The following is a 25,748-nucleotide window of genomic DNA, read 5'->3' as shown; positions in this document are numbered from 1 at the left end:
GCGCTGAAAGAGGCGGGCTTTGAGAATCCCTTCCAGCTGGTGGTGTACGGCACTCCGGCGGAGGAGACCCGCAGCGCCAAAGTTTCCATGTGGGAGTCGGGGTACTTCCGGGACATGGATGTGGCTCTGATGATGCACGGCGGACCGGATACCTGCGTGGATGAGAAGAGCCTGGCTCTGACCAACTATCTGGTTGTCTTTAAAGGCCAGGGCGCTCACGCCGCTCTGGCTCCCGAGAAGGGGCGCAGCGCTCTGGATGCTCTGCTGCTGGCCTTCAACGGAATGGAATTTTTGCGGGAGCATGTGCGAGAGGATACCCGGATGCACTACACCATTAAGGAAACTCCCGGCCCCACCAATGTAGTCCCTGCCCGGGCGGTGGGTGAGTTCTCCCTGCGCAGCTATTCCCGGGAAGTGCTCAATGACGTGTGCCGTCGGTTTGAGCAGATCATCCAGGGAGCGGCTCTGATGGCTGATGTGGAGTATGAGATCACCAAGGAGAAGAGCCTGGACAATAAGGTGCCCTGCTATCCTCTCAATGAGATCATCATGGACAATGCCGCCGCCTGCGGCGCGCCCGGTCTGGCTCCGGTCCGGAAGAAGACGGGCAGCACAGACTTCGGCAACGTGACCAACCACATGCCCGGCTGCTGTATCCGGGTGAAGTTTGTGCCCACCGGTACTTCCAGCCATACCCAGGCATTTGTGGATGCGGGCAAGAGCCAGGAGGCTCACGACGCTATCCTGTACGGTGCCAAGACTCTGGCCGGAACGGCCTGCGACCTGATCTGCCAGCCGGAACGGGTCAAGGAGCTTTGGGATGCGTTTGAGCAGGCCAAGGCCAACGCGTAAACGAATCGAGAAACAAAATGACCAGCCCCAGCGGAAATTCTTCCGCCGGGGCTGATTTTTTATGCGTGAGAAAGGGGGGAGGGGGCAGTCTCAGCGCGATGCAGAAAGATGTTGGATGCGCGCATTCAGACAAGTCAATGTCCTACGGTATCTCAGCTGCACCGGCCTGGAACAGTAAAGACAGGCAGGGAGGTTCCTCCATGGGGAATAACGAGGTGTTTTCTGACATTTTTCACTAATTTAATGGAAAAATTCTGACAGAGAAAATATTTCAGATTTCTTTCAGAAATGCTTTTTTAACAATCTACCAATAAACACCCCAGATTTCCTTAAAATAAGCTGAAAAGGCTAATATTTTATCTAACTGTTAAAAATAACATTGACTTTTGGCTGATATATACAAAAAGATTGACGTTAGAAGAAAAAGAAAGATATAATAAACGTACCGATCCAGAGGAAATTTGTTGTGCACAGAAGTTTGCTTCACAGGGGATGACCCAGATCACAAGGCACAAAATTTCTCCTGGAATGCTTCGGAGGGAAAGAAAAGGAGGTCTCAACATGAACGTCTCTGGTAAACGGACATCAAAATGGATCAGTATGCTCCTTGCGCTTGCTATGCTGTTCAGCCTGCTGACAGTAGGCGTATCGGCTCAGACTGTGGCGGATGGAACAGCAGAGAATATGGTTGTTCTGGCTGCCGAGGAGAAGGGAAATGTAACCTTTACATATCCCAAAGACATTGATCCCGAAAAGACTGAACTAGAATTTTATGCTGGCTTCCCCACCTCTTCCAGCCGCACCTTGGAGGAAATGATCTCCCGGGGTGAGCTGAAAGAAATCAAAGCGAATGCCGATGGAAGCTACACGGCTGCAGAGCCGGGCGTGTATAGCTATCACATCTCCGGCAACGGATATTATAATATCCTGAAGATCGTCAACATCACCCAGAACGATGTGGACAAGGGCATCACGATTGAAGTGGTCGGCGGTCCCTTGGGTGAAAATGATGATGAGTTCGGCGACGGCTATCAGCCCACGGTAAAGCCCTCTCAGGCTCCTGACTCCTATGTGATGGACGCCCGGGATGCCATGCTGTGCATCTGGCCCGACGAGATCCTGGAGCACTTCACCACTGAGAATACCACCCACGACAAGGAGTATAACACGCCCGCCTTTGACGGAACGGACGCCGCCCATGAGTTTACCACTCAGGACGAGATGGTAGAGTTCATGCAGGATCGGGATAAGAAGTGCGACTATATGTACCTCTATTCCGCCGGCGAAACTCCCAACTACCACTTTGATATTCCTCTGGCCATCTTCACCAACACCAAGATCCCTGCCAATGCCACTCTGGAAGAGGCTGCTAAGCTGGTGAAGGAGAATGGAAAGACCACCGTTTGGTATCAGACTCAGATCCATCCCAATGAGCCCGCCTCCGGCGAGGGTGCTCTGGTCGTCGTGGACAACTTTGTCAATGACCCTGAGGCCAAAGCTCTGCTGGATGATATCAACGTCGTGATCGTTCCCCGTATCAATCCGGACGGTTCTTATCTCTTCAGCCGCGCAACTTATGACGGCTTTGACATGAACCGGGATCATATGGCCCTGAAGGCTGCGGAGTTGGCTCAGTTGCATACGGCATACCGCCTGTTTATGGCTGAGGTCGTTCTGGACGGCCACGAGTTTACTTTCTATGGAGCCAGCTCCGGAGAAGAGACCGGCAAGGCTTACATGAGCAATGCCTATGACCTGGAGACCACTCCTGCTACCAGCCTGAACAATGATCCGGAAGTGACCGAGATCGCGCTGGAAATATGCGGCGAGGCCTTCGAGGACGCCAGAGATGCTGGCCTGCGGGTATACCACTACGGTACCACCGTCAATAACCCCATTGGCCGCGCCTACTTTGGCCTGTATGACTGCGTCTCCTTCCTGATCGAGACCCGCGGTATCGGTGCCGGCAAGACCAATTTTGAGCGCCGGGTATTCTCTCAGGAGACTGCCATCATGTCCTACATTGAGCAGACTGCTGAGCGGGCTGACGAGATCAAGAAGGCGGTAGCCGACGCCCGTGCCGAGACCATTGAGAATGGTAAGACTTACGACGAAGATGATCTGCTGTATCTGTATCAGACTTCTTCCGGCAACACCAAGACCGAGTATTATGCTCTGAATACCCAGTACTATTTCGACGGTACCCTGAAGCGTGAGGAGAAGGTCTATCTGGACCTGAACGACACCGGCGCACGTACCCGTGTGCGTCCCACTGCTTATGTGATCCCTGCGGATGTGGAAAACATCGATAAGATTCTCTACATCATGGATAACCAGGGCGCGGAGTATTACAAGGTAGGCAAGGGCACCGAAATCGAGCTGCAGCAGTATTACTTTGTGGAAGAGGACGGCAGCAACAGCTGCATTGCCGATCTGCGAGAGGCGGAAAAGGTCTCCTTCCCCAACGGTGCGTATGTGTTCCCCATGGACCAGGTGGCTGCTGACGTGATTGCCATGCTGGTGGAGCCCGATGTCACCGATTCCAAGGGCTATGACGGCACGCTGTATCAGTACGGTGTGGTGGATTATGACAAGGAAACCCTGAACTTCCTCCTGTACCGCTATATTGGCGACAACCCCAGAAATCTCTCTTCCTTCCCCTTCAATGACGTCAGCGATAACGCCTGGTACTATGAGGCAGTGAACTATGCCTATCAGAACAACCTGTTCAACGGCACCAGCGCCACTACCTTCGGCCCCGACGTTACCATGAACCGCGCCATGCTGGTCACCGTGCTGTACAGCATGGAGGGTAATCCCGCTGTGTCCGGCGAGCTGACCTTCAAGGATGTTTCCAAAGACGCTTGGTACTACAACGCGGTTCTGTGGGCGACCCAGAAGGGAATCATCAGCGGATACTCCGCGGATAAGTTTGGCTCCAACGACACTCTGACCCGGGAGCAGATGGCCCTGATCCTCAACGGCTACGCCAAGAATAAGGGCTATGATGTGAGTGCCAAGGGCGATGTGAGTGGCTTTACGGATGTGAAGTCCATCTCCGATTGGGCGCTGTCCTCTGTGGAGTGGGCCGTGGGCGAGACTCTGCTGTCCGGTAAGGACGGCGGCAAGCTGGCTCCCACCAGCGGCGCTACTCGCGCAGAAGTGGCTCAGATCCTGATGCGTTTTTGTGAGAATGTTGCCAAATAATTATTCTTAGAGCAGAAAACCGCGCGGCCAATTGGCCGCGCGGTTTTTTTGTGGTTTTTGATGGAGTGAGTAAAAGAACTTGCAATGTTGAAGACGCTTTTTTAAAATAAAATGGTTCTGCAAGGAGATAAGGGATAAAAACAAAATGCTTTTAAACAAGAAAACAGGAGAAATGTTGTATAGTAAGCACAAATATATTGACAGTAAATAAAATGCAGGAATATAATACAGATAAACATCTATGCGATTTGCAAAAATATCTTCCTGATCTTGTAATTGAATAAGATATATGGAAAATGCAGGCGTTATGGATGTACCTTGTAAAAGGAAACGTAAAGGAGGGGCTCTTATGAATGTCTGGAAAAGAAAATCCATGCGGTTGCTCAGTATGCTGTTGACTTTTTGCATGCTGCTGGGACTGCTGACCCTTGGAGTCAGTGCTCAGCCTGCAGAGGCGAATGCAACAGTGACAGACGCAATTTTGTACGTCATTAACTCCGATGGTGAACTGGAATACAATGTAGTCTACTCTGCGCCTGTTACACAGGAGACCAAAGTGTCTGGTCAGGGAATCAATTCTTTGGATGCATTGAAGGACGCTCTGGGGACCCCGGATGATCTGGGAGATGCCATTACGGCCAACCTCACTCTGGAAAACGGCACTGTGACCAAGGTAGAGGTGACCAAGATTACACCTCGGCCGGTGGTAGGTATCTCCTGGAAAAAGGACGAGATCGGAGATGACTACAAGGGTTTTGCCGAAGCTTTTGAGCGAAACGGAGCCATTGCTGTATACCTGACTCAGGTAAAGACGGAGCAGGAAGCGGCTAAGGTCCTGTCTGAACTGGATGGTATCTTCTTCACTGGTGGTGAGGACTGGAATCCCGACCTCTATGATCAGGCTCAGAGCCCTCATGGCTCTTCCGGCTGGAATGACGCCCGGGATACATCGGATCTTTACCTGATGAAGCAGGCTGTGGCTATGGATGTTCCTCTGCTGGCAGTGTGCCGCGGCGCCCAGGGCTTCAATGTGGCTATGGGTGGCAGCCTGATTCAGGATGTTCCTTACTACCTGGGACAGAAGGTGCTTAATGGTGAAATTTCTCCCGCCCGTGTGACCGGAGTCCTCTCCGGACCTTCTGAGGCGGATATGGCAAAGCTGCAGGCAGCGTGTGAGAAGTATGGACTGGAGGAGATTCCTGAGATCCTGGCCAATCCGGTAAAGGATACCGGTTATACCATGTATGATGCTGAGGGAAATCTCCTGGGCAAGTCTTACGATGCGGATACCGAGACCTATGCAGACTTTGACGCCGGATGTGAAGAGGGACATCTGCGGGTACAGATCGATGGCCTGATCCATAGCGGCGGCACCGGCTATCATAAGCTGGATAACAGCAATGAGGGAATTGGTATTTCTAAGGATTCCAAGTGGCTGTATGATATTATCGGCACGGACAGCATTGACCTGATCGCTACCGCCCATCACCAGGCGATCGACCCCGAAAATCTGGGTGAGGGTATAACTGTGGTGGCTCAGTCCTCCGATGGAATTATTGAGGCTATTGAGTATCAGGATGCTACCTTCGCGCTGGCACTTCAGTGGCACCCCGAGCGGGACGCTCTGGAAGATACCCGCGGGGTAGATGTGGACCAGGACCTGTGCAATGCCCCCTTGAAGGCGCTGGTAGACTATGCCGCCCTTCATGATGCAAAGCAGGAAGTGCAGCTTCCCTTCACCGACGTCAGCGATAACGCCTGGTACTATGAGGCAGTGAACTATGCCTATCAGAACAACCTGTTCAACGGCACCAGCGCCACTACCTTCGGCCCCGACGTTACCATGAACCGCGCCATGCTGGTCACCGTGCTGTACAGCATGGAGGGTAATCCCGCTGTGTCCGGCGAGCTGACCTTCAAGGATGTTTCCAAAGACGCTTGGTACTACAACGCGGTTCTGTGGGCGACCCAGAAGGGAATCATCAGCGGATACTCCGCGGATAAGTTTGGCTCCAACGACACTCTGACCCGGGAGCAGATGGCCCTGATCCTCAACGGCTACGCCAAGAATAAGGGCTATGATGTGAGTGCCAAGGGCGATGTGAGTGGCTTTACGGATGTGAAGTCCATCTCCGATTGGGCGCTGTCCTCTGTGGAGTGGGCCGTGGGCGAGACTCTGCTGTCCGGTAAGGACGGCGGCAAGCTGGCTCCCACCAGCGGCGCTACCCGCGCAGAAGTGGCTCAGATCCTGATGCGTTTTTGTGAGAATGTTGCCAAATAAATATTCTTAGAGCAGAAAACCGCGCGGCCAATTGGCCGCGCGGTTTTTTTGCTGGGATCAGAGGCGCTGAAGGATATACCGGTCACTGCGGCGGTTTTCCAGCGTGAAGATCTGCTGGCGCACCGTCTGGACATAATCCAAATCGATCTCTGCCGTAATAAAGCAGGGTTTATCAGAGGCACAGGCAATCACATTGCCCCATGGGTCAATGACCATGGAATGGCCATAGGCCTGGAAACGGGGTTTTCTGCCGATCTGGCCCGGTGCGATCACATAGCAGCTATTTTCAATGGCACGGGCCTTGAGCAGAGGCAGCCAGTGATCTTTGCCGGTGTTCAGGGTAAAGTTGGCCGGGCACAGGAGAATATTGGCTCCCTCCAGAGCCATGATGCGAAACAGTTCACCAAAGCGCATGTCATAGCAGATGGACAGACCCAGATGACCAACTTCTTTGGTGTCCACTGTAACGATGTTCTGGCCGGGACAGATCCGGTCGGACTCCCGGACTGTGGGACCGCCGTTGCCGATGGACACGTCAAAGGGATGGAGTTTTTCGTAGTGGGCAGCCAGCTCTCCCTGGGGATTGATGACCATGGTGCAGTTGTAGGGGCGTTCCTCACCGCTCTGGGCGTAGATACTGCCGCAGTGCAGCCACACATTCAGTTCTTTGGCCAACGCGGAGAAGTGCTGGAAGGTCGGTCCACCGGGGACGGCTTCTGCAATGTCCCGGATTCCGGGTCCCACATAATTGACGCTCTCAGGCATACAGATGAGCTTAGCGCCTTGGGCGGCAGCCCCGCGGATCAGTTCTTCCGCAGCAGCCAGATTGGCCTGCACATCGTCCTGGGAATCCAGCTGGATCACGCCGGCAAGAAATTTGTTCATAAGCGCTCGTCCTTTCTCTGAAATACAAAGTCCTGGGGCGCGGCCCCGTTTTTCCTATTGTAGCATATCCTCAGCCGAATGGAAGAAAAAAGTTTTCAAAAAAAGAGAAAATAACAAAGATTACCACAGGAAATATATATTTTTTAAGAGAAAAGCAGGATAAATTTATGGAAAAACCGGAAGAAAGCGATTATAATATGTTCCATTGGAGAAGCTGCTCGGGAAACTGCCTGATATGATGCTTGCTCCACCGCTCCAGAGGCATTATAATAGGAGTGTTAAGCTAAAATACCCGCCGAGCCAAGTGCGCGGGATCTTACATAGAGGAGTACAAACACATGGAAGAAAAGCTTCAGCAGGTTTGTCAGGCCTTCTGTATTGAGGGGGCCTTTCAGTCCTACGAGGAGATTAAGGTGGGGAATGTAAACCGCACCTATAAGGTCAATTATCTGCGGCCGGATGGACGGCCCAAGTCCTATATCATCCAGGCGGTGAATACCTTTGTATTCAAAAAGCCGGTGGAGGTTATGGAGAACATCGATAAGGTGACCGAGTACATCCACGCCAAGCAGCCCCAGCGTACCGTTCTGCACTTTCACCATACGCCGAACCGGAAGATCTATCTCTTTGATGACAACGGGTTCTGGCGCCTGTTCAACTACATTCCTTCCAGCACTTATAATACCTGCTCCGACCTGGAGGTAGTGCGCAGTGCCGGTGAGGCCTTTGGCGAGTTCCAAATGCTGCTGGCCGACTTTGATGCCCAGCAGCTCTACGTGACCATTCCCGATTTCCACGACACCCGCAAGCGCTATCAGAAGCTGCTTGCCGATGTAGCGGAGGATCCTATGGGCATGGCTGCCCAGGTGGCCGAGGAGGTGGAGTGGCTCAAGTCTGTGCAGGAGCAGGCCTGTCGTCTTACCGACCTCTATAAGGCGGGACAGCTGCCTCTGCGGGTGACCCATAACGACACCAAGATCAACAATGTCCTCTTTCAGCCCAACGGAAACCAGGCCATCGTAGTCATTGATCTGGATACCGTAATGCCTGGCCTGGTGGGCCACGACTTTGGCGATGCCATCCGCTTTGCGGCCAACTACGTGGAGGAGGATTCCCCCGAGGCAGAGAAGGCTGGGGTGGATATGGAAGTGTTCCGGGCCTTCACCCAGGGCTTCCTGAAGCACACTGCTGCCACCCTCACCCAGCAAGAGGTAGATACCCTGGCCCTGAGCTGTTTTGCTCTGACCTGTGAGTTGGCTACCCGCTTCCTGGATGATTATATTCTGGGCAGCCCCTACTTTAAGATCCAGTATCCGGAGCACAATCTGGTGCGTGCACGCTGTCAGATCGCTCTGGCGAAGGATATGCTCCAAAAATTGGACGAGATGGACGCAGTGGTACACCAGTGCATGGAGCAGTACCGCTGACGCCTCAAGCTGCATTTGACAAGGAGGCAATGAACCATGAATTTGGAAATCAGTAATCTTCTGGACCTCTCCCATACGTTGGCGGGGGACTATCTCAAGCAGTTCCAGTACCCTTGGCAGGCTTTGGACGGCATTAAGGAGTTGATCCTTACCCTGGGAGCGGGACTGTCCCCCGAGGAGTATGACCAGCCCCAGCCCAACGTCTGGGTCCATAAGACGGCTACCGTGGCTCCCACTGCCTATCTGGGCGCGCCCTGCATCATCGGTCCTGAGACTGAAGTGCGCCACTGTGCCTTTATCCGCGGCTCCGCTCTGGTTGGCGAGCACTGTGTGGTGGGCAACTCCGTGGAACTGAAAAACGTCATCCTCTTTGACAACGTCCAGACCCCCCACTATAACTACGTGGGCGACTCCATCCTGGGCTATAAGAGCCACATGGGAGCCGGTTCCATTACCTCCAATGTAAAGTCGGATAAGACCCTGGTGGTGATCAAGAACGGCGAGGAGAAGATCGAGACCGGCCGCAAGAAGATGGGCGCCATCCTGGGCGACTTTGTGGAAGTGGGCTGCAACTCGGTGCTCAACCCCGGTACCATCCTGGGCCGCCGCAGCAGCGTCTATCCCACCTCCTGTGTACGAGGCACGGTGGAGGCAGACCACATCTATAAGGATAAGGACCATATTATCCCCCGCACCTGAACCGCATCCTTCCATCCGGTCTTTTCACCGGTGTAATTAGATACATTTAGTATAGAAAGCGAGTGTGAATACATATGGGAAAGTATTTTGGCACGGACGGGTTCCGTGGTAAGGCCGGCGAGGGCCTGACTGCTGACCACGCCTATCAGATCGGCCGCTTCCTGGGCTGGTACTTCGGCCGCACCCACCGAGCTCAGATCGTGGTGGGCAAGGATACCCGCCGCTCCAGCTATATGCTGGAGTACGCCATCAGCGCGGGTATGGCCGCCTCCGGCGCTGACGTCCACCTGCTCCATGTCACCACCACTCCCTCTGTCTCCTACGTGGCCCGTACCGACGGCTTTGACTGCGGCGTGATGATCAGCGCCTCCCATAACCCCTTCTATGATAACGGCATCAAGCTCATCAACGGCGAAGGCGAGAAGATGGAGGAGAGCGTCATTTCCCTGGTAGAGGACTATCTGGACGGCAAGCTGGAGCTGGACGGACAGCCCTGGAAGGAGCTGCCCATGGCCACCGAGGCCCAGGTGGGCAGCATCGTGGACGATACTGCCGGCCGTAACCGCTACATGGGTTACCTCATCTCCCTGGCCGTGTATTCCTTCAAGGGCAAGCGCGTGGCTCTGGACTGTGCCAACGGCAGCGCCTGGCACATTGCCCCCCGGATCTTTGAGGCCCTGGGTGCCCAAGTATTCACCATCAACACCAACCCCGACGGCACCAACATCAACCTCAACGCCGGTTCCACCCACATCGAGGGCCTTCAGCGCTACGTAGTGGAGAACAAGATGGACGTGGGCTTTGCCTATGACGGCGATGCTGACCGCTGCCTGGCCGTGGACGAGAACGGCAAGCTGGTGGACGGCGATCAGATCATGTACCTGTATGCCTGCTACATGAAGGAGCGGGGCAAGCTGGTCACCAACAAGGTGGTTACCACCGTCATGTCCAACTTCGGCCTGTACAAGGCTCTGGAGAAGGCGGGGATCGGTTATGAGAAGACCGCCGTGGGCGACAAGTATGTCTATGAGAACATGGTGCAGAACGGCCACCGCATCGGCGGCGAGCAGTCCGGCCACATCATCTTCACCAAGTACGCCCGTACCGGCGACGGTATCCTCACCTCCCTGAAGATCATGGAGGCCATGCTGGCCAAGAAGCTGCCTCTGAGCAAGCTGGCTGAGCCGGTGACCATCTATCCTCAGGTGCTCATCAACGTGCGGGTAAAGGATAAGAAGGCTGCCCAGGCTGACGCCGATGTTCAAGCCGCTGTGGACGCAGTGGCTGCCGAGCTGGGCAACACCGGCCGCATCCTGGTCCGCGAGTCGGGCACGGAACCCCTTGTCCGCGTGATGGTGGAGGCTCCCGATCAGGAGCTATGCCAGGCTCTGGCCCAGCGCGTGGTGGATATGATCAAGCAGAAGGGTCACGCGATCTAATCAGAATACAAAAATTCCCCGGCCTGGGCCGGGGAATTTTTTTTGCCTAAACCACCCGCAGCAGAGGCTGCAGCTGGCGACCCTCCAGGGCTGCCTGAGCCGCGTCGGCCACCAGAGAAAAGTCGGCCACCAGGGAGGTGGGCTTTTTCACCGGGTCGTCCTGTCCGAAGGGGACGAAATAGATGTATTTACGGCTGAGCAGAGCGCCCAAATTGGGAGCGGAGGCAGTCAGACCGTCGTTGGTAGAGGGGGCAATGAGAAGGGGGCGCTGGTTGCGCAGATGGGCTTTGGCGGCCATGGTGACCGCCGTGTCCGTAATGCCGCAGGCCAGTTTGCCCAGCGTGTTTCCGGTACAGGGAGCAATGATGAGCAGATCCAGCAGCTTCTTGGGGCCGATGGGTTCTGCCTCGCGGATGGAGGAGATGACCCGCCGGTCACAGATTCGCTCCATCTCCCGCATCAGCTCATGGGCAGGGCCAAAGCGGGTGTCGGTAGCGGCGGTACACTCCGAGACAATGGGAATCACCGTGGAGAAGCGGGCTTTTACCTGCTCCAGGGCCTCCATGGCCTTGGCGTGGGTGCAGAAGGAGCCGCACACGGCAAAGCCGACCGTTTGGTCGATCATGTAGCATCTTCCTTTCCTGGCTGCTCCAGTTCCTGGAGCATATGATATATGGTGGTTTGAAGGATGGCTGCTGCAGTTACAGGGGCCACCTTGCCCGGCAGGGAGAGGGCATGGATGACGGGCAGACCCAGTTCTTGGGCGGCGGTGCGGTCCACGCCGCCTGGTTTGCTGGCCAGATCCAGAATAAGGCAGCCGGCAGGCAGAGCTTTCAGGACCTCCCGTCCCAGGACCAGGGCGGGGACGGTGTTGACCACCAGCTGGAAGGGGCAGGGGCTTTCCGTAAGCTGGGACAGAAGGACGCCCTTACAGCCTACGGCTTTCGCCCAGGCAAGGGCTTCCCAGCGACGGGCGGCTACCGTCACTTCAGCGCCTAGAGCGGCCAGACGCAGAGCGGTAGCCTGCCCGATCCGCCCAAAGCCCAACACCAGCACCTGGGCGCCGTGGAGGGTGATGGGCAGCTGCTCCATGGCGATCTGGATCGCTCCCTCGGCTGTGGGTACTGCGTTGGCCACTGCCAGTTCCTCCCGGGTAAAGTAGTCCAGCAGGCATACCCCGTGTTCCTGGGCCAGTGCTTTCAAGCCTGGATCTGCCATCCCCGCCAGCACCAGCTGGCCGGGCGCCAGGGCGTCAAAGACCTGCCGCAGACTGGGGTGGAACTGGGACAGGGGACTATGTAGCACCGTCCCATCTGCTGCCGGCAGCGGCAGGATCACACAGTCTGCCTGAGAAAGGCCGTCGGGAGGCTGGCGGGCGCAGCCCGGTTCCTCGGCGGGTAATCCCTCCTCCAAAGCCCAGGTGTGGACTGTATGCCCGTCCATAGCCAGCAGTCGGGCCAGCTCTGCCTGCCGCCGGTCTCCTCCCAACAGCCAAATTGTTTTTGCACATGCCATAGTTGATCTCCTCCCTCTCCGTGCTGTTCCAGCCTATGCGCGGCAGAGAAGGGCGGTCACAGAAGAAAAAGGGAAAGAATGTGTTGTATTTATTGACAAAAACAACGCACTATATTATACTCTTCTTGGAAGTAATGCTTGAAATAGTCTGAAAAGGCATTGCGAATGGATGGGCTCTCTGCCGTTCCGTTACTTTGAGGGGAGCATGGGAAAGGCAGCATCCCATAGCGGCAAAAAGAAAGGAGTTCAAGAAATGAAGAAGGGGATCTTTCGTAAATTCTTGTCCTTGTGTACGGCTGGTGCCCTGACTGCGGGACTGGTAGTAACAGCCTCCGCAGCACCAGACACCATGACCAGAGGAGAAATGGCGGCACTGCTGGTAGAAAGTGCCGGCCTGTCCGGTCAGTTGGCAGAGTACCAGGCGAAACCCAGCGCGTTTTCTGATGTGGCTGAGAACAGCATCTATGAGGGAGCTATCAACCTGGTTTATGCAAAGGGTCTGATGAGTGGTACGAGTGGTGATACCTTCTCTCCCAATGCGGCAGCGACCCAGGTAGAGGCGGCGGCGATCCTGCTGCGGTATGCGGATGTTCCCAATGGCGTCCTGACTGCCTGGCCTGCCAGCTATAATACTGCGGTATCCAGCACTGGCTTGACTCAGGGAGTGGAGTACAGCCCGAACAGCGCAGTGAACAAGACTGTGTTCGTTCAGATGATGTCCAATGCTAAGGCCATGGAAGGCAAGCCGTTTATCGGTATCAGCTGGAAGAGCAATACGCAGGATTATGCTGCATTTGCCACTGTGATCCGTGCAGCAGGCGGTGTGGCGGTGGAGCTGCCCCAGATCACTTCCTCTGCTGTGGAGTATGACAGCAGCAACAAGGTGACCAGCGCCTATCTGGAGGAGAGTGGGATGCTTAAGCAGGCCTACGCAGACCAGATCAAGGCAAAGAACTTTGCCAATACCAATGTGGCTCAGGTCATGGCTGAGGTGGATGGCGTGTTCTTTACCGGCGGCGAGGATATCAGCCCTTCTCTCTTTGCTGAGCCTCAGAAGGAAGCCAATCACGGGGAAGAGATTAACGCGACCCGAGATATTTCCGACTATACACTGATGGCTTACTGCATCCAGCAGGACATCCCCTCCTTTGCAGCCTGCCGTGGTATGCAGATGATGAGCATCGTCTCCGGCGCCGACTTTATCCAGGACATTCCCGACTACTTCGCCGCCCAGGGCGCGGAGTACAATGACCTGCACCGGATGCCCGCCGATGCTCCCAATCGGGACTATGCCCGCCACGATGTGGATATTATCGATAAGGACTCCCTGCTGTACGACGTGGTAAACGCCGATGTGCTGAAAAACGTCTCCTCCTGGCACCACCAGGCGGTAAAGAGCGTGGAGGGCACAGGCCTGACCGTCACCGCCAAGACCACGCTGAATGGTGTTGATATCATTGAAGCCGTGGAAAATAAGGATAAGACCTTCTGCGTAGGCGTGCAGTTCCATCCGGAGAATGACTGCAGCCTGGTGTTCTATCAGGGCAAGGAAGCTCCCTGCGACTTTGATACCTGCCTGACCTTCTTTGAGAATCTGGTGGCCTATGCCTCTGAGAAGCCGGTCATCGGCATCTCTTGGGGCGGTGATCCGGTGGACTATACCGACATTCAGGATATTATCCGTGAGGCGGGCGGCGTAGTGACCCATCTGCCTCAAATCACCCGCTATGAGCAGGCAGTCTCCGCGCTGAAGAGCGTGGACGGCATCGTAGTTACCGGCGGCGAGGATATCAACCCCGACCTGTACGGCGATGAGCACAGCCCCCTGCTGGAGGACAACACCGAGTACCGGGACATCCGGGATACCTCGGACTACAATCTGATCCAGGCAGCGGTCCAGACCGACGAACCTATGCTGGCAATTTGCCGCGGAATGCAGATGCTGAATGTGGTGTGCGGCGGCGGTCTGATCCAGGATCTGCCCACCTATCTGGGCAAGGACGACAGCTATCGCGTCCACCGCAATAAGCCCGATTGGGCCCGTCACGACATTACCGTTACCGATACCGACTCTCTGCTGTACTCCATCGTAGGCGGCACGAGCTTGGCTGACGTAGCATCCTGGCACCACCAGGTGGCCAATCCCCGGCGTGTGGGGCAGGGCCTGACCGTGGTAGCCTACGGACCGGACGAGGTGATTGAGGCTCTGGAGTACCAGGCCAACGACTTCACCTTGGGTGTGCAGTTCCACCCTGAGGCCGACGCCCTGGACCATGATGCATACATGGACTTCTTTGAGGCGCTCCTGGCCCATGCGTCATAACTTCTATCCATAGAAAAAGGGAGGTCCCGAGTATTCGGGACCTCCCTTTTTGCCAATAAAAACGCCCCGCTTCTTGGAGAAGCGGGGCGTAGAACGTTTACTCTTACTGAGCAGCCTTAGCAGCCTTGATAGCCTCGATCAGCATGGGGGTAACCTTGAACAGGTCGCCGCAGATGCCGTAGTCAGCGATCTCAAAGATGGGGGCGTTCTCGTTCTTGTTCACAGCGATGATGCACTCGGAATCCTGCATGCCAGCCTTGTGCTGGATGGCGCCGGAGATGCCCAGAGCAACATAGATCTTGGGGTGAACGGTCTTGCCGGTCTGACCAACCTGGTGGTCAGCGGACAGCCAGCCGGAGTCGATGGTGGCACGGGAGCCGCCCACGACGCCGCCGAGAACCTCAGCCAGCTCCTCAGCCAGCTTGATGCCGCCCTCGACGTCCTTGGAGATGCCACGGCCCACGGAGACGACCACGTCAGCGCCGATCAGGTCGACCAGCTTCTTAGCGGCCTTGACAACCTCGATGACCTGGGTCTGCATGTCAGCCTCAGTCAGGGAGAAGTTGGGCTTAATCAGCTCGCAGGCGTCAGCCTTGGCCTGATCGAAGGGAGCCTTCTTCATAACGCCGGGACGCACGGTAGCCATAGCGGGACGGAAACGGGGGCAGATGATGGAAGCCATCAGGTGGCCGCCGAAAGCAGGACGGGTCATCTTCAGGTCGCGGGACACGTCGTGCTTCTCACCCAGCACCATAGCGGTGTTCAGGCCGTCGATCTTCTCGGCGGGCAGAGTGGAGGCCTCACGCAGGAAGTCCTTGTAGATGCCCATATCCACGTCCAGGTGAGTACAGTCGGCGCACAGACCGGTGTGCAGACGAGCGGCGCAGCGGGGGCCCAGATCGCGGCCGATGTTGGTGGCGCCGATCAGCATCATCTCAGGCTTGTACTCCTCGATCACGTCGCAGATGACCTTGGTGTAGCCGTCGGTGGTGTAGTTCTCCAGCAGGGGGTGGTCGCAGACGTATACGCCGTCAGCACCGTAGCCGCCCAGCTCCTTGGCAATGCCCTCGATGTTGTGGCCCAGCAGAATGCCGTACAGCTTGGTGCCCAGTTCGTCAGCCAGCTTGCGGCCCTCGGAAATCAGCTCAAAGGAGGTAGGCATCATGGTGCCCTGACGCTGCTCGCAGAATACCCACACGCCGCCGTTGAAGGCAGCGATATCAGCACTGTTGAAAGTAGACATATTCTTCAATTCTCCCTTCTATCAGATCAAATGCTTGCCAGCCAGGATGCCGGCCAGCTTCTCACAGGTCGCCTTGTCGGCGCCCTCCAGCATCATGCCGGCGCCCTTCTGAGGAGGAGTGAAGGAGGTCAGGATGTTGGTGGGAGAACCCTTCAGGCCGATGGTAGCGGGATCGATCAGGGGATCGTCCTTCAGAGCGTTGTAGTCCAGGACCTCGTAGGGCTTCTCATAGCACTCGAAGATGCCGCCCACGCTCATGTATCGGGGCTCGTTGAGCTCCTTGATGCAGGTGATCAGGCAGGGGGTGTTGACCTTGATGGTCATGTAGCCGTCTTCCAGCATACGCTTGATGGTGAGGGTCTTGCCCTCCTTGGTGATCTCAGCAGCGTAGGAAACCTGGGGGATGCCCAGCTTCTCAGCGATCTGGGGACCAACCTGAGCGGTGTCGCCGTCGATAGCCTGACGGCCGCAGAACACCACGTCGTCCTCGTCCAGGCCGATCTTGTTGATAGCAGCGGCCAGGATCTGAGAGGTAGCATAAGTATCGGAACCGCCGAACTCACGGCCGGAAACCAGAACAGCACGGTCCACGCCGCGAGCCATAACCTCACGCAGCATGCCCTCGGCAGGAGGAGGACCCATGGAGACGACAACGACCTCGGCGCCGGTCTGCTCCTTCAGGACCAGAGCGGCCTCGACGGCGTTCAGGTCGTCGGGGTTGGTGATGGTCGCCATGGAGGCGCGGTTCAGAGTACCATCGGGATTCACGGCCACCTTACCGGAGGTATCGGGGACCTGCTTAACACAAACAATGATTTTCATTTCCATCTGCCTCCTATCTTATTTCACACCCATCGCACGGGAAATGACCATGCGCTGGACCTCGGAAGTACCCTCATAGATCTCGGTGATCTTGGCGTCACGCATCATGCGCTCCACGGGATACTCACGGGTGTAGCCGTAACCACCGAACAGCTGAACAGCGCGGCGGGTCACATCGGAAGCGGCCTCGGCGGCAAACAGCTTAGCCATGGCGGCGTCCACGGAGTAAGGCTCGTGGTTCTCCTTCTTGCAGGCAGCGGCGTACACCAGGTACTGAGCAGCCTTCATGCGGGTGTGCATGTCAGCCAGCTGGAACTGGGTGTTCTGGAACTGAGACAGACGCTTCTTAAACTGGATACGCTCCTGGGTGTACTTGACGGCCTCGTCAATGGCACCCTCGCCCAGACCCAGAGCCTGAGCAGCGATGCCGATACGGCCGCCGTCCAGAGTCTGCATGGCGATCTTGAAGCCCTGGCCTTCCTTGCCCAGCAGGTTCTCCTTGGGAACGATGCAGTCCTCAAAGATCAGGTCGCAGGTGGAAGAACCGCGGATACCCATCTTCTTCTCCTTCTTACCAACGGAGAAGCCGGGGAAGGAGCTCTCCACGATGAAAGCGGAGATGCCGTGGTTGCCGGCCTTGGGGTCGGTCATAGCGAAGACGACCATGGTGCTGGCCACAGTGCCGTTGGTGATGAAGCACTTGGAGCCGTTGAGCACATAGTGGTCACCCTCCAGAACAGCGGTGGTCTGCTGGCCGGAGGCGTCGGTGCCGGCGTTGGGCTCGGTCAGGCCGAAAGCGCCGATCTTCTTGCCGCTGAGCAGGTCGGGCAGATACTTCATCTTCTGCTCCTCGGTGCCGTGCTCATAGATGGGGGCGCAGCACAGAGAGGTGTGGGCAGACACGATAACACCAGTGGTGCCGCAGACCTTGGACAGCTCCTCAACGCACATAGCGTAGGACAGCACATCGCCGCCGGCGCCGCCGTACTTCTTGGGGAAGTAGATGCCCATCATGCCCAGCTTGCCCATCTTCTCGACGGTCTCCATGGGGAAGCGCTCTTCCTCATCGAGCTCCTCGGCTAGGGGCTTGACCTCGTTCTCCGCAAACTCACGGTACATCTTGCGGACCATCTCTTGCTCTCTAGTCAGATGAAAATCCATTTTCCAGTCCTCCTAAAACTTTTTTACTTGGAATAATCGTAGAAGCCCTTGCCGGATTTGACGCCCAGCAGACCACCGCGGACCATCTTCTTCAGCAGCAGGGCAGGACGATACTTAGAATCGCCTGTCTCATCGTACAGGGTGTTCATAATGGCCAGGCAGATATCCAGGCCGATGAAGTCGCCCAGGGCCAGAGGACCCATGGGGTGGTTGGCGCCCAGGCGCATAGCCTTGTCGATGTCCTCGACGGAGGCGGTGCCGGACTCAACCAGGCCGATGGCGTCGTTGATCATGGGGATCAGCAGCTTGTTGACCACGAAGCCGGGGCCTTCTGCCACCTCAACGGGCTCCTTGCCGATGTCCTGAGCCAGCTTGTACACAAAGTCGAAGGTCTCCTGGGGAGTGTTCACGCCGCGGATGACCTCGATGAGCTTCATGCTGGGCACGGGGTTGAAGAAGTGCATACCGATGAGGGGATGCTTCAGACCATTGCCCATCTCAGTGATAGACAAAGAGGAGGTGTTGGAAGCAAACACGGTCTCCGGCTTGCACAGCTCGTCCAGGCGATGGAACAGCTCCTTCTTGGGACCCATCTCCTCGGCGATGCACTCGATCACCAGATCAGCATCAGCAGCGGCGGACTCTTCCTCGACCAGCACATTGGCCATGAGAGCGTCCTTGGTGCCCTGAGACATTTTGCCCTTGGCGACCCGCTTTTGCAGAGAAGCGTCCAGCTGTTCCTTATGGCGCTGGGCGGAGGCGATGCTGCTGGCGTACATCAGGGCAGTATGCCCGTTTGCGGCAAAGACCTGGGCAATACCACGACCCATGGTGCCGGCGCCGAAAATTGCAACCTTCATAGTGTTTCCTCCTAAAAAGTTGATTTCTAACGGTCAAATCTAAAACAATTTGACGGGTTCTAAACAGTTTTGTTAGAAAATTAACAAACCAAGACCAGAAAAAGCGCAACACAGGAAAAATACCTGTTGTTGCGAAGGCCGGAAAAGGCATAACTGTTTATGTACCTTACAAATTATATCGTTTTTTCAGGGCGGAAGCAAGGGGGAAGCTACCCGGCAAAATACACAGTTTTTATACTGAAATTTTGATAAAAATGTTAAAATCACAGAGAGCTCACAGAGGCAGCGGAAAGGATGGGAAATGGGATGAAAAAATGGAATTTCTCAATGAAGAAGATGGAATAGAAGGGGAGATTTGGAGGGGAGAAAAAGGGCGCGGCGGAACCAAGTCCGCCGCGCGTGAGAGGAAAGAACGAGATGAGAAAAAAGGCTTATTTCTCTGCCTGGTCAACGGCCAGGTGGACGATTTCATATGCCGACATGTTCTCATGATAGGAAGAAGGCTCCCCCAGCACCGATGAGAAAGAACCATCTTCATTTCGAAGCAGAACCAGATACTGAATGCGGGGCGATGCCCACTCTCCGGAACGGTATCTGGAGAAGCTTACGGTGTAAGCAGAGCCGATGCCTTGGGGAAGATGGCAGGATCCATTATAGCTCACCGATCCCAAACGCAGGTCTCCTTCTTGAGGCACTTCGGGCTGGTCTACGGCAAAGTAGTAGGTTTGTCCCTGGTATTTCTGGCTGTAGTATTGGTGGGCCAGTGTATAGAACTCCTGGGAATCAATCCCGGAGATCAGGGTAACCAGACTTTCGATGTATTCTGTGACCTCTTCCAGAGAGCCTGTGGTATAGTCATAGACCTCCAAGGAGTTCTCGTCCCTGTCATAGATGAGGCAGGCGGTAAACCAGAGTGTGTCATCCGTGTCTGCCCGGGCCAGTACCGTGTAGGCAGTCTGGGTGTTTTTCAGTTCCACGGATGTCAGCTCAGTCTGTGTCAGAGACTGGATGGACCAAAGAGCAGAGGTATTGTTGGCATTCAGCGGGTTGTTGTCTTGACGGGTAAAGGTTTCCAACCAATTGCGGACCTGCCAGGGAACCGGGATGGGGAGGGTGTCCTCCGGTGCAGGGTAAAAGGTCTCGTTGTGGTCGGGTGCCCACTGAGGTCCGTCTCCGTTGATGACCGCGTTGTCAGTCTGTGCAAAGATATCTACGCCGCCGGGAGCCATAAGAGCCTTGTACTCCTGCCAGTAGGCCTCATAATCCTTCCGTGCCTGAGAGTCCTCCTCTCGCACGCCCCCCTCCACCGGCCAGACCCAGGTGAAGTCAGTTCCGTCATAGCGGATGAGGCCAGCTTCTCCATACGTAAGCCCTAGGTGGATACTGTTGGCCACATAGAGAAGGTAGCTTTCTCCGTCCTTATTAAAAGTTACCACATGGGGTTGGCTTCCGGTGCATATGGTGGCGAAGACCGGAGCGGTCAGCTGGCCGGTTAGCTGGTCTTGTACGCCCAAGGCGAGCAGTGATTCGGAACGGTCGGTTTGTACACAAACCGCTCCCAGGGCAACATTTCCGTCATCACCGGGGATGAAAGCCATTAGTTCCACAGAAGTGGGTTGAATAACGCCAGAGGGAAAAAGGGTTTGAGCAGATTCAGCCAGATCATCCTTCAGAGCCATCTGGTCCACCCGACCGGAGGCAACGTTGGAGACAAAGGTGGTTCCCTCCTGACAGGATACCAGAGAGCCGCACAAAACAATGACTAAAGCAGCCAGAGCCAGTACCAGTGCCGGCGGGCGCTTCTTTTTCCACTGGAAGATATTGCGAATGCGATTTTCCGTCTCTCGCGCCGAGCCGGACAGCCGGGTGGTCAGCGGAGAGTGGGGCGTACAGCGCTTGTCCATAAGCAAAGCCTCCAATCAGTCAAACATATTGGTGAGTGTGATCTGGTGCAGGGTATCCCCATTGAAGAAGAATAAAATAGCAGTTCCAAAGTCGTTGGAATCGCGGCAGTACCACAGATAGTCCTGGCCTGGATACTTTCCCCAATAATCTTCTGATACTGCTTCGGGATAGGCTGTCAGCACGTCTTCTCGGCTGGCACCCACTCGGATACCTCGGGGAGTGTAGAGATCGGGCATCGTAACATCCAGAGTATTGATGGACTCCCGGTCCTCAGTGCTGTTGTAGTAACTCAGAGCGGTAAAACTTCCGGTGCCTGTCGTACCACTGCTGCGCAGCCAGTAGTCTCCCGGGTTGTAGATAGGCTCATACTTCTCCAGACGCTGGGTGTCGATATGCGTAGAGTCCAGACAGGAGAAGGAGAGAGAAGAACCTGGACCGATGGGATTGGGAAAACCATCCCGGTAGAGACAGACCTCCGGATCCTGCAGACTTAAGCTGGCAGACACCGAAAATCCTCCCTCCGGTTCTCCGCCGCTGAAATTCCACTGCCGCCACAGAGGCGGATTCAGATCGATGCACTCCTCTGACGGAACCAGCGGTTGAAGGTCCGTGACAGCATATTGGTCATAAAGAGTAAATGTTCCATCGGACCAGATGTAGAGGTTATCCGAGCCGCTGACAAAGTCGGATGCTGTGTCATTCCGGTCATCGACCCGGGCAGTGAGATAGAAAATAGGCTGATCGTCCGCTCCCATGCGGAAGCCTTCCACGGTCTGGTTCTGGATGCACAGGTCGGCACCGGGGATATCCTGACCCAAGGTGGGATCGTACTGGTCCGCCAGGGCCTGGCAGAGATCGTCCACGGTTTGCCCGGCTAACTCCAGAGCCTCCTCCAGGGTCACCTGCTGGCCTGTTTCTTTGTTATAGACCAACGAGGTGACATGCCCGGTATTCAGGTCCGTGTGAAATTCCTCCCGGAAGAAGACCAGATTCCAATAGCGCTGAGTTTCGGTGGGGTAGAGCAGACAGTGATTTTCGGTGGATGACAGGGAAGAGTCATCGACGACCCCATCCAGGATATCCTGATACTCCTGCTTCAACTGGCTTAGGGCCTGGTTGATGGCGGTGACTCCGGCAGTGGGTTGAGTATCGGCAGACATGGCCAGGGCGGGAATCTCAATATAGTTACCCTGTGTGTCGTAATACTGGGCATCCATGACCAGAGTGACTGGTTCTGTCCGCTCCTGGCAGGAAACCAATCCTCCGCACATAGCGATCAGCACGGCAGTCAGGACCAGCACCAGCACAGGCGGACGCTTCTTTTTCCATTGGAAGATATTACGGATACGGTGCTCCGTCTCCCGGGCAGATCCGGACAGCCGGGTGGTGAGAGGGGAGCGGGGGAGTCTTGGTGCCATATTTGAACTCCTTTCGTCAGGAGCGGGCCTTCAGCCGCTCCACCGCAGACAAGATAGTCTTGCCATAGGCGGCATGTTCCTCTGGTGGAAGACGCCGCAGAACCGCCTCGTCGCAGGATAGCTCGGTATCTTGTTCAATGGCCCGGGCCATGAGCCATACCAGAGGATTGAACCAGTGCACGGCCCGCACCCACAGAGCCAGGGCTTTGAGCCAGATATCCCGGCGGCGGTAGTGGGTCAGTTCGTGGAGCAGGGCGTATTCCAGTTCTTTCGGGGCAAGGGGCTGCTCCGGCAGCAGAAGCACAGGATGGAGCAGCCCTGCCAGCATGGGAGCGGCCAACCCAGGACAGGTCATCAGCCGGGGACGGCGGTCCAGCTCCAATTGGTCGCCCATGGCATTATAGAGCGGGAGGATCGTAGCATCCCTTACCGGGTCGGCCCAGCGCTTCAGGAAACGCCGCAGTCGAAGGTGAGCGATGAGATTCCAAATGAGGATTCCTGCTGCGACCAAAAGCCAGACCGCAGTGACGATTTGAGAAACATAGATCGTAGGCTTTGTTTCTGGCTCAGGTTCAGGGGTGTTCTGAGAAGAAGATGTAGAGGAAGAGGGATTCTCTTCATTGGAAGAACCGGTGGGTGAGACCGGAGATGGCACCGCCTCTTGAAAGGGACGTCCGGCGGTAAAAGGCAGTTCTGAGGGGCGCTCCAAACTGGGGGAGTGAAGCTGAATGGGGGCGTGGACCTGAACATTTGGAAAAGAGAAGGGTAAAGGGATGGCCAGACGCAGGCAGAGCAGCAGCCAGCCCCAGCAGCGCCACCGGGCGGCGTACCGGGAGCGGGTGAGCAGTCCGGTAGCCATCAGGATCAGTCCAACCAGACCGCCGCCCAGGGACAGAGCACCTAAATAAAATAGAAAATCTGTCATGCCTTGGTGTCCTCCTCCAGCTGGTCCAGCAGGGAGCGCAGCTCATCCAGGTCCTGGCGTTTCAGCCCGGTTCGGGCCAGAGCCGCCACAAAATTTCGGGGAGAGCTGCCGTACAGGCGGGAGAGCACGCTGCGGCTGTCAAAGGCCAAATAATCCTCCTGAGAAACTAAGGGAGTGTAGCGGTTGCTTTTTCCTTCCCGGCGCACCGAGACAAAGCCTTTTTCAGCCAATCGGGCCAGATAGGTGTTTACCGTGTTGCTGGCCCAGCCAAAGTCCTCCAGCGCTTGGTCCAAAGCGGCACGAGGGGTATCGGCGCCCAGCTTCCACAGGGCTTTCATGACTTCCAGTTCGGTGTCGGGCAGACGTTTCATGGTATCATCTCCAATTTACTTCAAATGTAGTTGATAATTATATACTACACTTGTGGTAGATCACAGTCAAGTTACAGAGCGGTGACAGAAAAAAACAAGCCCTGGGCGATACCCAGGACTTGTAAAAAGAACATATTGGTTTAAAGCAGAAGCTGGCCGTTGATCTCCAGACGGAAACTCAGACCCAACTGTTCCGCAGCACGGCGGCACAGCAGCATCCGCTGCAGGAAGATCTCAAAATAGTCCATGACCGCGCACATCTCTGTGTTAATGGACAGGGAGAGGGTGATGGTCTTGGACTCCACATCCAGCAAAACTTCCGAGCGCTCTACCGAGTAGTTGACCCGGTCGTGAATATCAAAGGTGGACATGTCTTTGTTGCGCACGCGGCTGCGGCGCACATCGGTCTTGTCCGCCAGAATCAGGGCAGCGGCAATGGCATTGACCGGAAATGCGGTAGAGTCATCGTGATGGCCGATAGCGGTGATGACGGCTGCCACGTCGGAAGGATCCATGCCCATGTTGTCCAGAATGCGGAAAGCCATGGTAGCACCGCTGATGGCATGGTCGTGGCGGTTGACCACGTTGCCGATATCGTGCATGTAGGCGGCGATCTGAGCCAGCTCTACCTCGCGGGGAGTATACCCCAATTCGGTCAGGATCTGAGCGGCCACATGAGCGCACTTGCCTACATGGGCAAAGGAGTGCTCCGTAAAGCCCAGAGCTGTGAGAGAAGCGTCGGCCTGTGTGATGTAAGTCCGGATCTCCGGAGAGGAGCGGATCATATCAAAGGTTACTTCCATGGTATCGCTCCTTTTAAATGTCGCGGATATCGTAAGGCGTGGTCTGATACACGTAATAGTTCAGCCAGTTGGTATAGAACAGCTGGGCAGCGGAGCGCCAGCGTACCAGGGGAGGCTGTGTGGGCTCGTCGTTGGGGAAGTAGTTGTCCGGAACATTGATGTCGATGCCCTTGTTTACATCCCGGAAGTACTCATTGGCCAGGGTGTCGGGATCGTATTCGGGGTGTCCGGTAATAAAGAAGCGGCGGTTATCCTGGCTCTTTACTGCAAAGACGCCAGCCTGCTCCGAGACAGCCAGCAGCTGCAGTTCCGGGACAGCCAGAACATCCTCCAGCTTGTTTTCAGTATAGCGGGAGTGAGGAACATAGAAGATATCATCAAAACCGCGGAACAGGGGGCTGCGTTTGCGCACCACTGTGTGGGGGAAGACGCCAAAGAGCTTTTTACCCAGATCATACTTAGGAATATTATAATGGTAATAGAGACCGGCCTGGGCACCCCAGCAGATATGCAGGGTAGAGTGAACGTGGGTCTTGGTCCATTCCATGATCTCGCACAGCTCATCCCAGTAGTCCACATCGGTAAAGTCCAGATTTTCTACCGGAGCTCCGGTAATGATCATACCGTCATACTTCCGGTCTTTGATCTGATCAAAGGTAGTATAGAAGGAAGAGAGGTGGCTGGCATCTGTATTCTGAGATACATGGCTGAGGGTGTGCAGCAGTTCTACCTGGACCTGAAGAGGAGAGTTGGAGAGCTTACGCAGCAGCTGGGTCTCAGTCACGATCTTAGTGGGCATCAAATTTAAGATGAGGAGGTTCAGAGGGCGGATATCCTGGTGCATAGCCCGGTACTCCGTCATAACAAAGATGTTTTCTCCCTCCAATGTAGTAGTAGCAGGAAGGGAATCGGGAATTTTAATGGGCATGGGAATGACCTACCTTATAATATAGAATTCGTAAAAATAGGGTATCATAACTGGGAAGGATGCGCAAGGCGTATTTCTGAGGATAAATGTAGCTCACTGGTGGACAAAATAGGGGGAAAAGACCTTATTTCGGGAAGAGAAGAAAAAATTCGAAAAATATGAAAAAACCTGTTGACAAATGGAGGGAGCGGTGGTATTCTATCGAAGCTGTCCGCGAGACAGTGGTTTCCAAGTCAAAAGCGGGCTTGAATGAGAGAACAAAAACCACCTGACGGTGCGAAAAAAGTTCTTGACAAGCGAACTGAGATATGGTAAACTAATCAAGTCGCCTGTGAGGGCGGCCAATAAGGAAGAAGCCTGCCGGGCTGACCTGAGAGCTGAAAAGTTTGAAAAAACTTCAAAAAAAGCTCTTGACAAGGTCGAAACGGTGTGGTAAAATGAACTCCCGCCGCTGCAAAGCGGTGTGTACCTTGTAAATTAAACAACGTGACAAACACGAAGCACCAAATTGGATTTGGTTGTTCAAACAAGCTTAGCTTGAAGGACAATCGTTAAATTTCTTTGAAGCTAGTTTTTAAGCTTCAATAAAGTGATTTGAAGAGCTTTGGCTCTTTAGATACCATTTTATTGAGAGTTTGATCCTGGCTCAGGATGAACGCTGGCGGCGTGCTTAACACATGCAAG

At 55.3% G+C, this 25,748-nt stretch carries 20 protein-coding genes and 1 rRNA gene; 8 read left to right on the top strand and 13 right to left on the bottom strand.

Going from position 1 to position 25,748, the window contains the following annotated elements:
• From ACLTXB_RS15305 to ACLTXB_RS15295, 3 genes are all read left to right on the top strand, one after another.
• Positions 1 to 852 (top strand): M20/M25/M40 family metallo-hydrolase (locus tag ACLTXB_RS15305; protein WP_428227588.1); only part of this gene is annotated, 852 nt, incomplete at its 5' end.
• A 561-nt stretch (positions 853 to 1,413) separates the two neighbouring features.
• Positions 1,414 to 4,059, top strand: a complete 2,646-nt coding sequence (locus tag ACLTXB_RS15300; protein WP_428227587.1) for an S-layer homology domain-containing protein — start codon at positions 1,414 to 1,416, stop codon at positions 4,057 to 4,059.
• A gap of 349 nt (positions 4,060 to 4,408) precedes the next feature.
• Positions 4,409 to 6,340, top strand: coding sequence for a gamma-glutamyl-gamma-aminobutyrate hydrolase family protein (locus tag ACLTXB_RS15295; protein ID WP_428227586.1), 1,932 nt, complete (start codon positions 4,409 to 4,411; stop codon positions 6,338 to 6,340).
• 57 nt (positions 6,341 to 6,397) lie between these two features.
• Here the strand turns inward: ACLTXB_RS15295 and ACLTXB_RS15290 are convergent, their stop codons facing one another.
• Positions 6,398 to 7,225 (bottom strand): carbon-nitrogen hydrolase family protein, encoded by an 828-nt coding sequence (locus tag ACLTXB_RS15290; protein ID WP_428227585.1) that lies wholly within the window; start codon positions 7,223 to 7,225, stop codon positions 6,398 to 6,400.
• A 338-nt stretch (positions 7,226 to 7,563) separates the two neighbouring features.
• Between ACLTXB_RS15290 and ACLTXB_RS15285 the strand changes: the two genes are divergently transcribed.
• The 3 genes from ACLTXB_RS15285 to glmM all read left to right on the top strand — a co-directional run bounded on the left by ACLTXB_RS15285 (position 7,564) and on the right by glmM (position 10,790).
• Positions 7,564 to 8,652, top strand: a complete 1,089-nt coding sequence (locus tag ACLTXB_RS15285; protein WP_428227584.1) for a phosphotransferase enzyme family protein — start codon at positions 7,564 to 7,566, stop codon at positions 8,650 to 8,652.
• A gap of 36 nt (positions 8,653 to 8,688) precedes the next feature.
• On the top strand, positions 8,689 to 9,351 hold the full coding sequence (locus ACLTXB_RS15280) for a UDP-N-acetylglucosamine pyrophosphorylase (RefSeq protein ID WP_008981920.1): 663 nt from the start codon (positions 8,689 to 8,691) through the stop codon (positions 9,349 to 9,351).
• A gap of 74 nt (positions 9,352 to 9,425) precedes the next feature.
• Positions 9,426 to 10,790: a phosphoglucosamine mutase gene (gene glmM / locus ACLTXB_RS15275; protein ID WP_008981919.1), complete on the top strand. Its 1,365-nt coding sequence runs from the start codon at positions 9,426 to 9,428 to the stop codon at positions 10,788 to 10,790.
• Positions 10,791 to 10,836: 46 nt separating this feature from the next.
• Here glmM and ACLTXB_RS15270 read toward each other — a convergent pair whose 3' ends face one another.
• The gene (locus tag ACLTXB_RS15270; RefSeq protein ID WP_008981918.1) at positions 10,837 to 11,415 is read right to left on the bottom strand and encodes a dipicolinate synthase subunit B; all 579 of its coding nucleotides are present in this window, start codon (positions 11,413 to 11,415) and stop codon (positions 10,837 to 10,839) included.
• A complete protein-coding gene (gene dpsA, locus ACLTXB_RS15265; protein ID WP_428227583.1) occupies positions 11,412 to 12,305 on the bottom strand; it encodes a dipicolinate synthase subunit DpsA in 894 nt (297 codons plus the stop codon). The genes ACLTXB_RS15270 and dpsA overlap by 4 nt, the downstream gene beginning before the upstream one ends.
• Before the next feature lie 253 nt (positions 12,306 to 12,558).
• On the opposite strand from dpsA, the gene ACLTXB_RS15260 reads away from it, so the two are divergent.
• On the top strand, positions 12,559 to 14,628 hold the full coding sequence (locus ACLTXB_RS15260) for a gamma-glutamyl-gamma-aminobutyrate hydrolase family protein (protein WP_428227582.1): 2,070 nt from the start codon (positions 12,559 to 12,561) through the stop codon (positions 14,626 to 14,628).
• 103 nt (positions 14,629 to 14,731) lie between these two features.
• Here the strand turns inward: ACLTXB_RS15260 and acrA are convergent, their stop codons facing one another.
• From acrA to metA, 10 genes are all read right to left on the bottom strand, one after another.
• The gene (gene acrA / locus ACLTXB_RS15255) at positions 14,732 to 15,871 is read right to left on the bottom strand and encodes an acryloyl-CoA reductase electron transfer subunit beta (protein WP_008981915.1); all 1,140 of its coding nucleotides are present in this window, start codon (positions 15,869 to 15,871) and stop codon (positions 14,732 to 14,734) included.
• 21 nt (positions 15,872 to 15,892) lie between these two features.
• Positions 15,893 to 16,693, bottom strand: coding sequence for an acryloyl-CoA reductase electron transfer subunit gamma (gene acrB, locus ACLTXB_RS15250; RefSeq protein WP_020989365.1), 801 nt, complete (start codon positions 16,691 to 16,693; stop codon positions 15,893 to 15,895).
• Positions 16,694 to 16,711: 18 nt separating this feature from the next.
• A complete protein-coding gene (locus ACLTXB_RS15245; RefSeq protein WP_008981913.1) occupies positions 16,712 to 17,854 on the bottom strand; it encodes an acyl-CoA dehydrogenase in 1,143 nt (380 codons plus the stop codon).
• A 23-nt stretch (positions 17,855 to 17,877) separates the two neighbouring features.
• Entirely contained in the window at positions 17,878 to 18,714 is an 837-nt protein-coding gene (locus tag ACLTXB_RS15240; protein WP_008981912.1) for a 3-hydroxyacyl-CoA dehydrogenase family protein, read from the bottom strand.
• Between the two features lie 431 nt (positions 18,715 to 19,145).
• Positions 19,146 to 20,618, bottom strand: coding sequence for a hypothetical protein (locus tag ACLTXB_RS15235; RefSeq protein ID WP_428227581.1), 1,473 nt, complete (start codon positions 20,616 to 20,618; stop codon positions 19,146 to 19,148).
• 15 nt (positions 20,619 to 20,633) lie between these two features.
• Positions 20,634 to 22,037 (bottom strand): hypothetical protein, encoded by a 1,404-nt coding sequence (locus tag ACLTXB_RS15230; RefSeq protein WP_308857840.1) that lies wholly within the window; start codon positions 22,035 to 22,037, stop codon positions 20,634 to 20,636.
• Positions 22,038 to 22,053: 16 nt separating this feature from the next.
• Positions 22,054 to 22,962 carry a M56 family metallopeptidase gene (locus ACLTXB_RS15225; RefSeq protein WP_308857841.1) on the bottom strand — a complete coding sequence of 303 codons (909 nt, stop codon included), beginning with the start codon at positions 22,960 to 22,962 and terminating at the stop codon, positions 22,054 to 22,056.
• Positions 22,959 to 23,333, bottom strand: coding sequence for a BlaI/MecI/CopY family transcriptional regulator (locus ACLTXB_RS15220; protein WP_008981907.1), 375 nt, complete (start codon positions 23,331 to 23,333; stop codon positions 22,959 to 22,961). The genes ACLTXB_RS15225 and ACLTXB_RS15220 overlap by 4 nt, the downstream gene beginning before the upstream one ends.
• Before the next feature lie 140 nt (positions 23,334 to 23,473).
• Positions 23,474 to 24,136: an HD domain-containing protein gene (locus tag ACLTXB_RS15215; RefSeq protein WP_008981906.1), complete on the bottom strand. Its 663-nt coding sequence runs from the start codon at positions 24,134 to 24,136 to the stop codon at positions 23,474 to 23,476.
• A gap of 13 nt (positions 24,137 to 24,149) precedes the next feature.
• A complete protein-coding gene (metA, locus tag ACLTXB_RS15210) occupies positions 24,150 to 25,064 on the bottom strand; it encodes a homoserine O-acetyltransferase MetA (RefSeq protein WP_308857842.1) in 915 nt (304 codons plus the stop codon).
• Between the two features lie 623 nt (positions 25,065 to 25,687).
• Between metA and ACLTXB_RS15205 the strand changes: the two genes are divergently transcribed.
• Positions 25,688 to 25,748 (top strand): 16S ribosomal RNA (locus ACLTXB_RS15205); the annotation flags it as partial.

The sequence above is a fragment of the Flintibacter sp. genome (genome assembly GCF_046973065.1).
Note: the sequence above shows the minus strand (reverse complement) of the source record. Positions and strands in the feature narration are given on the sequence as shown.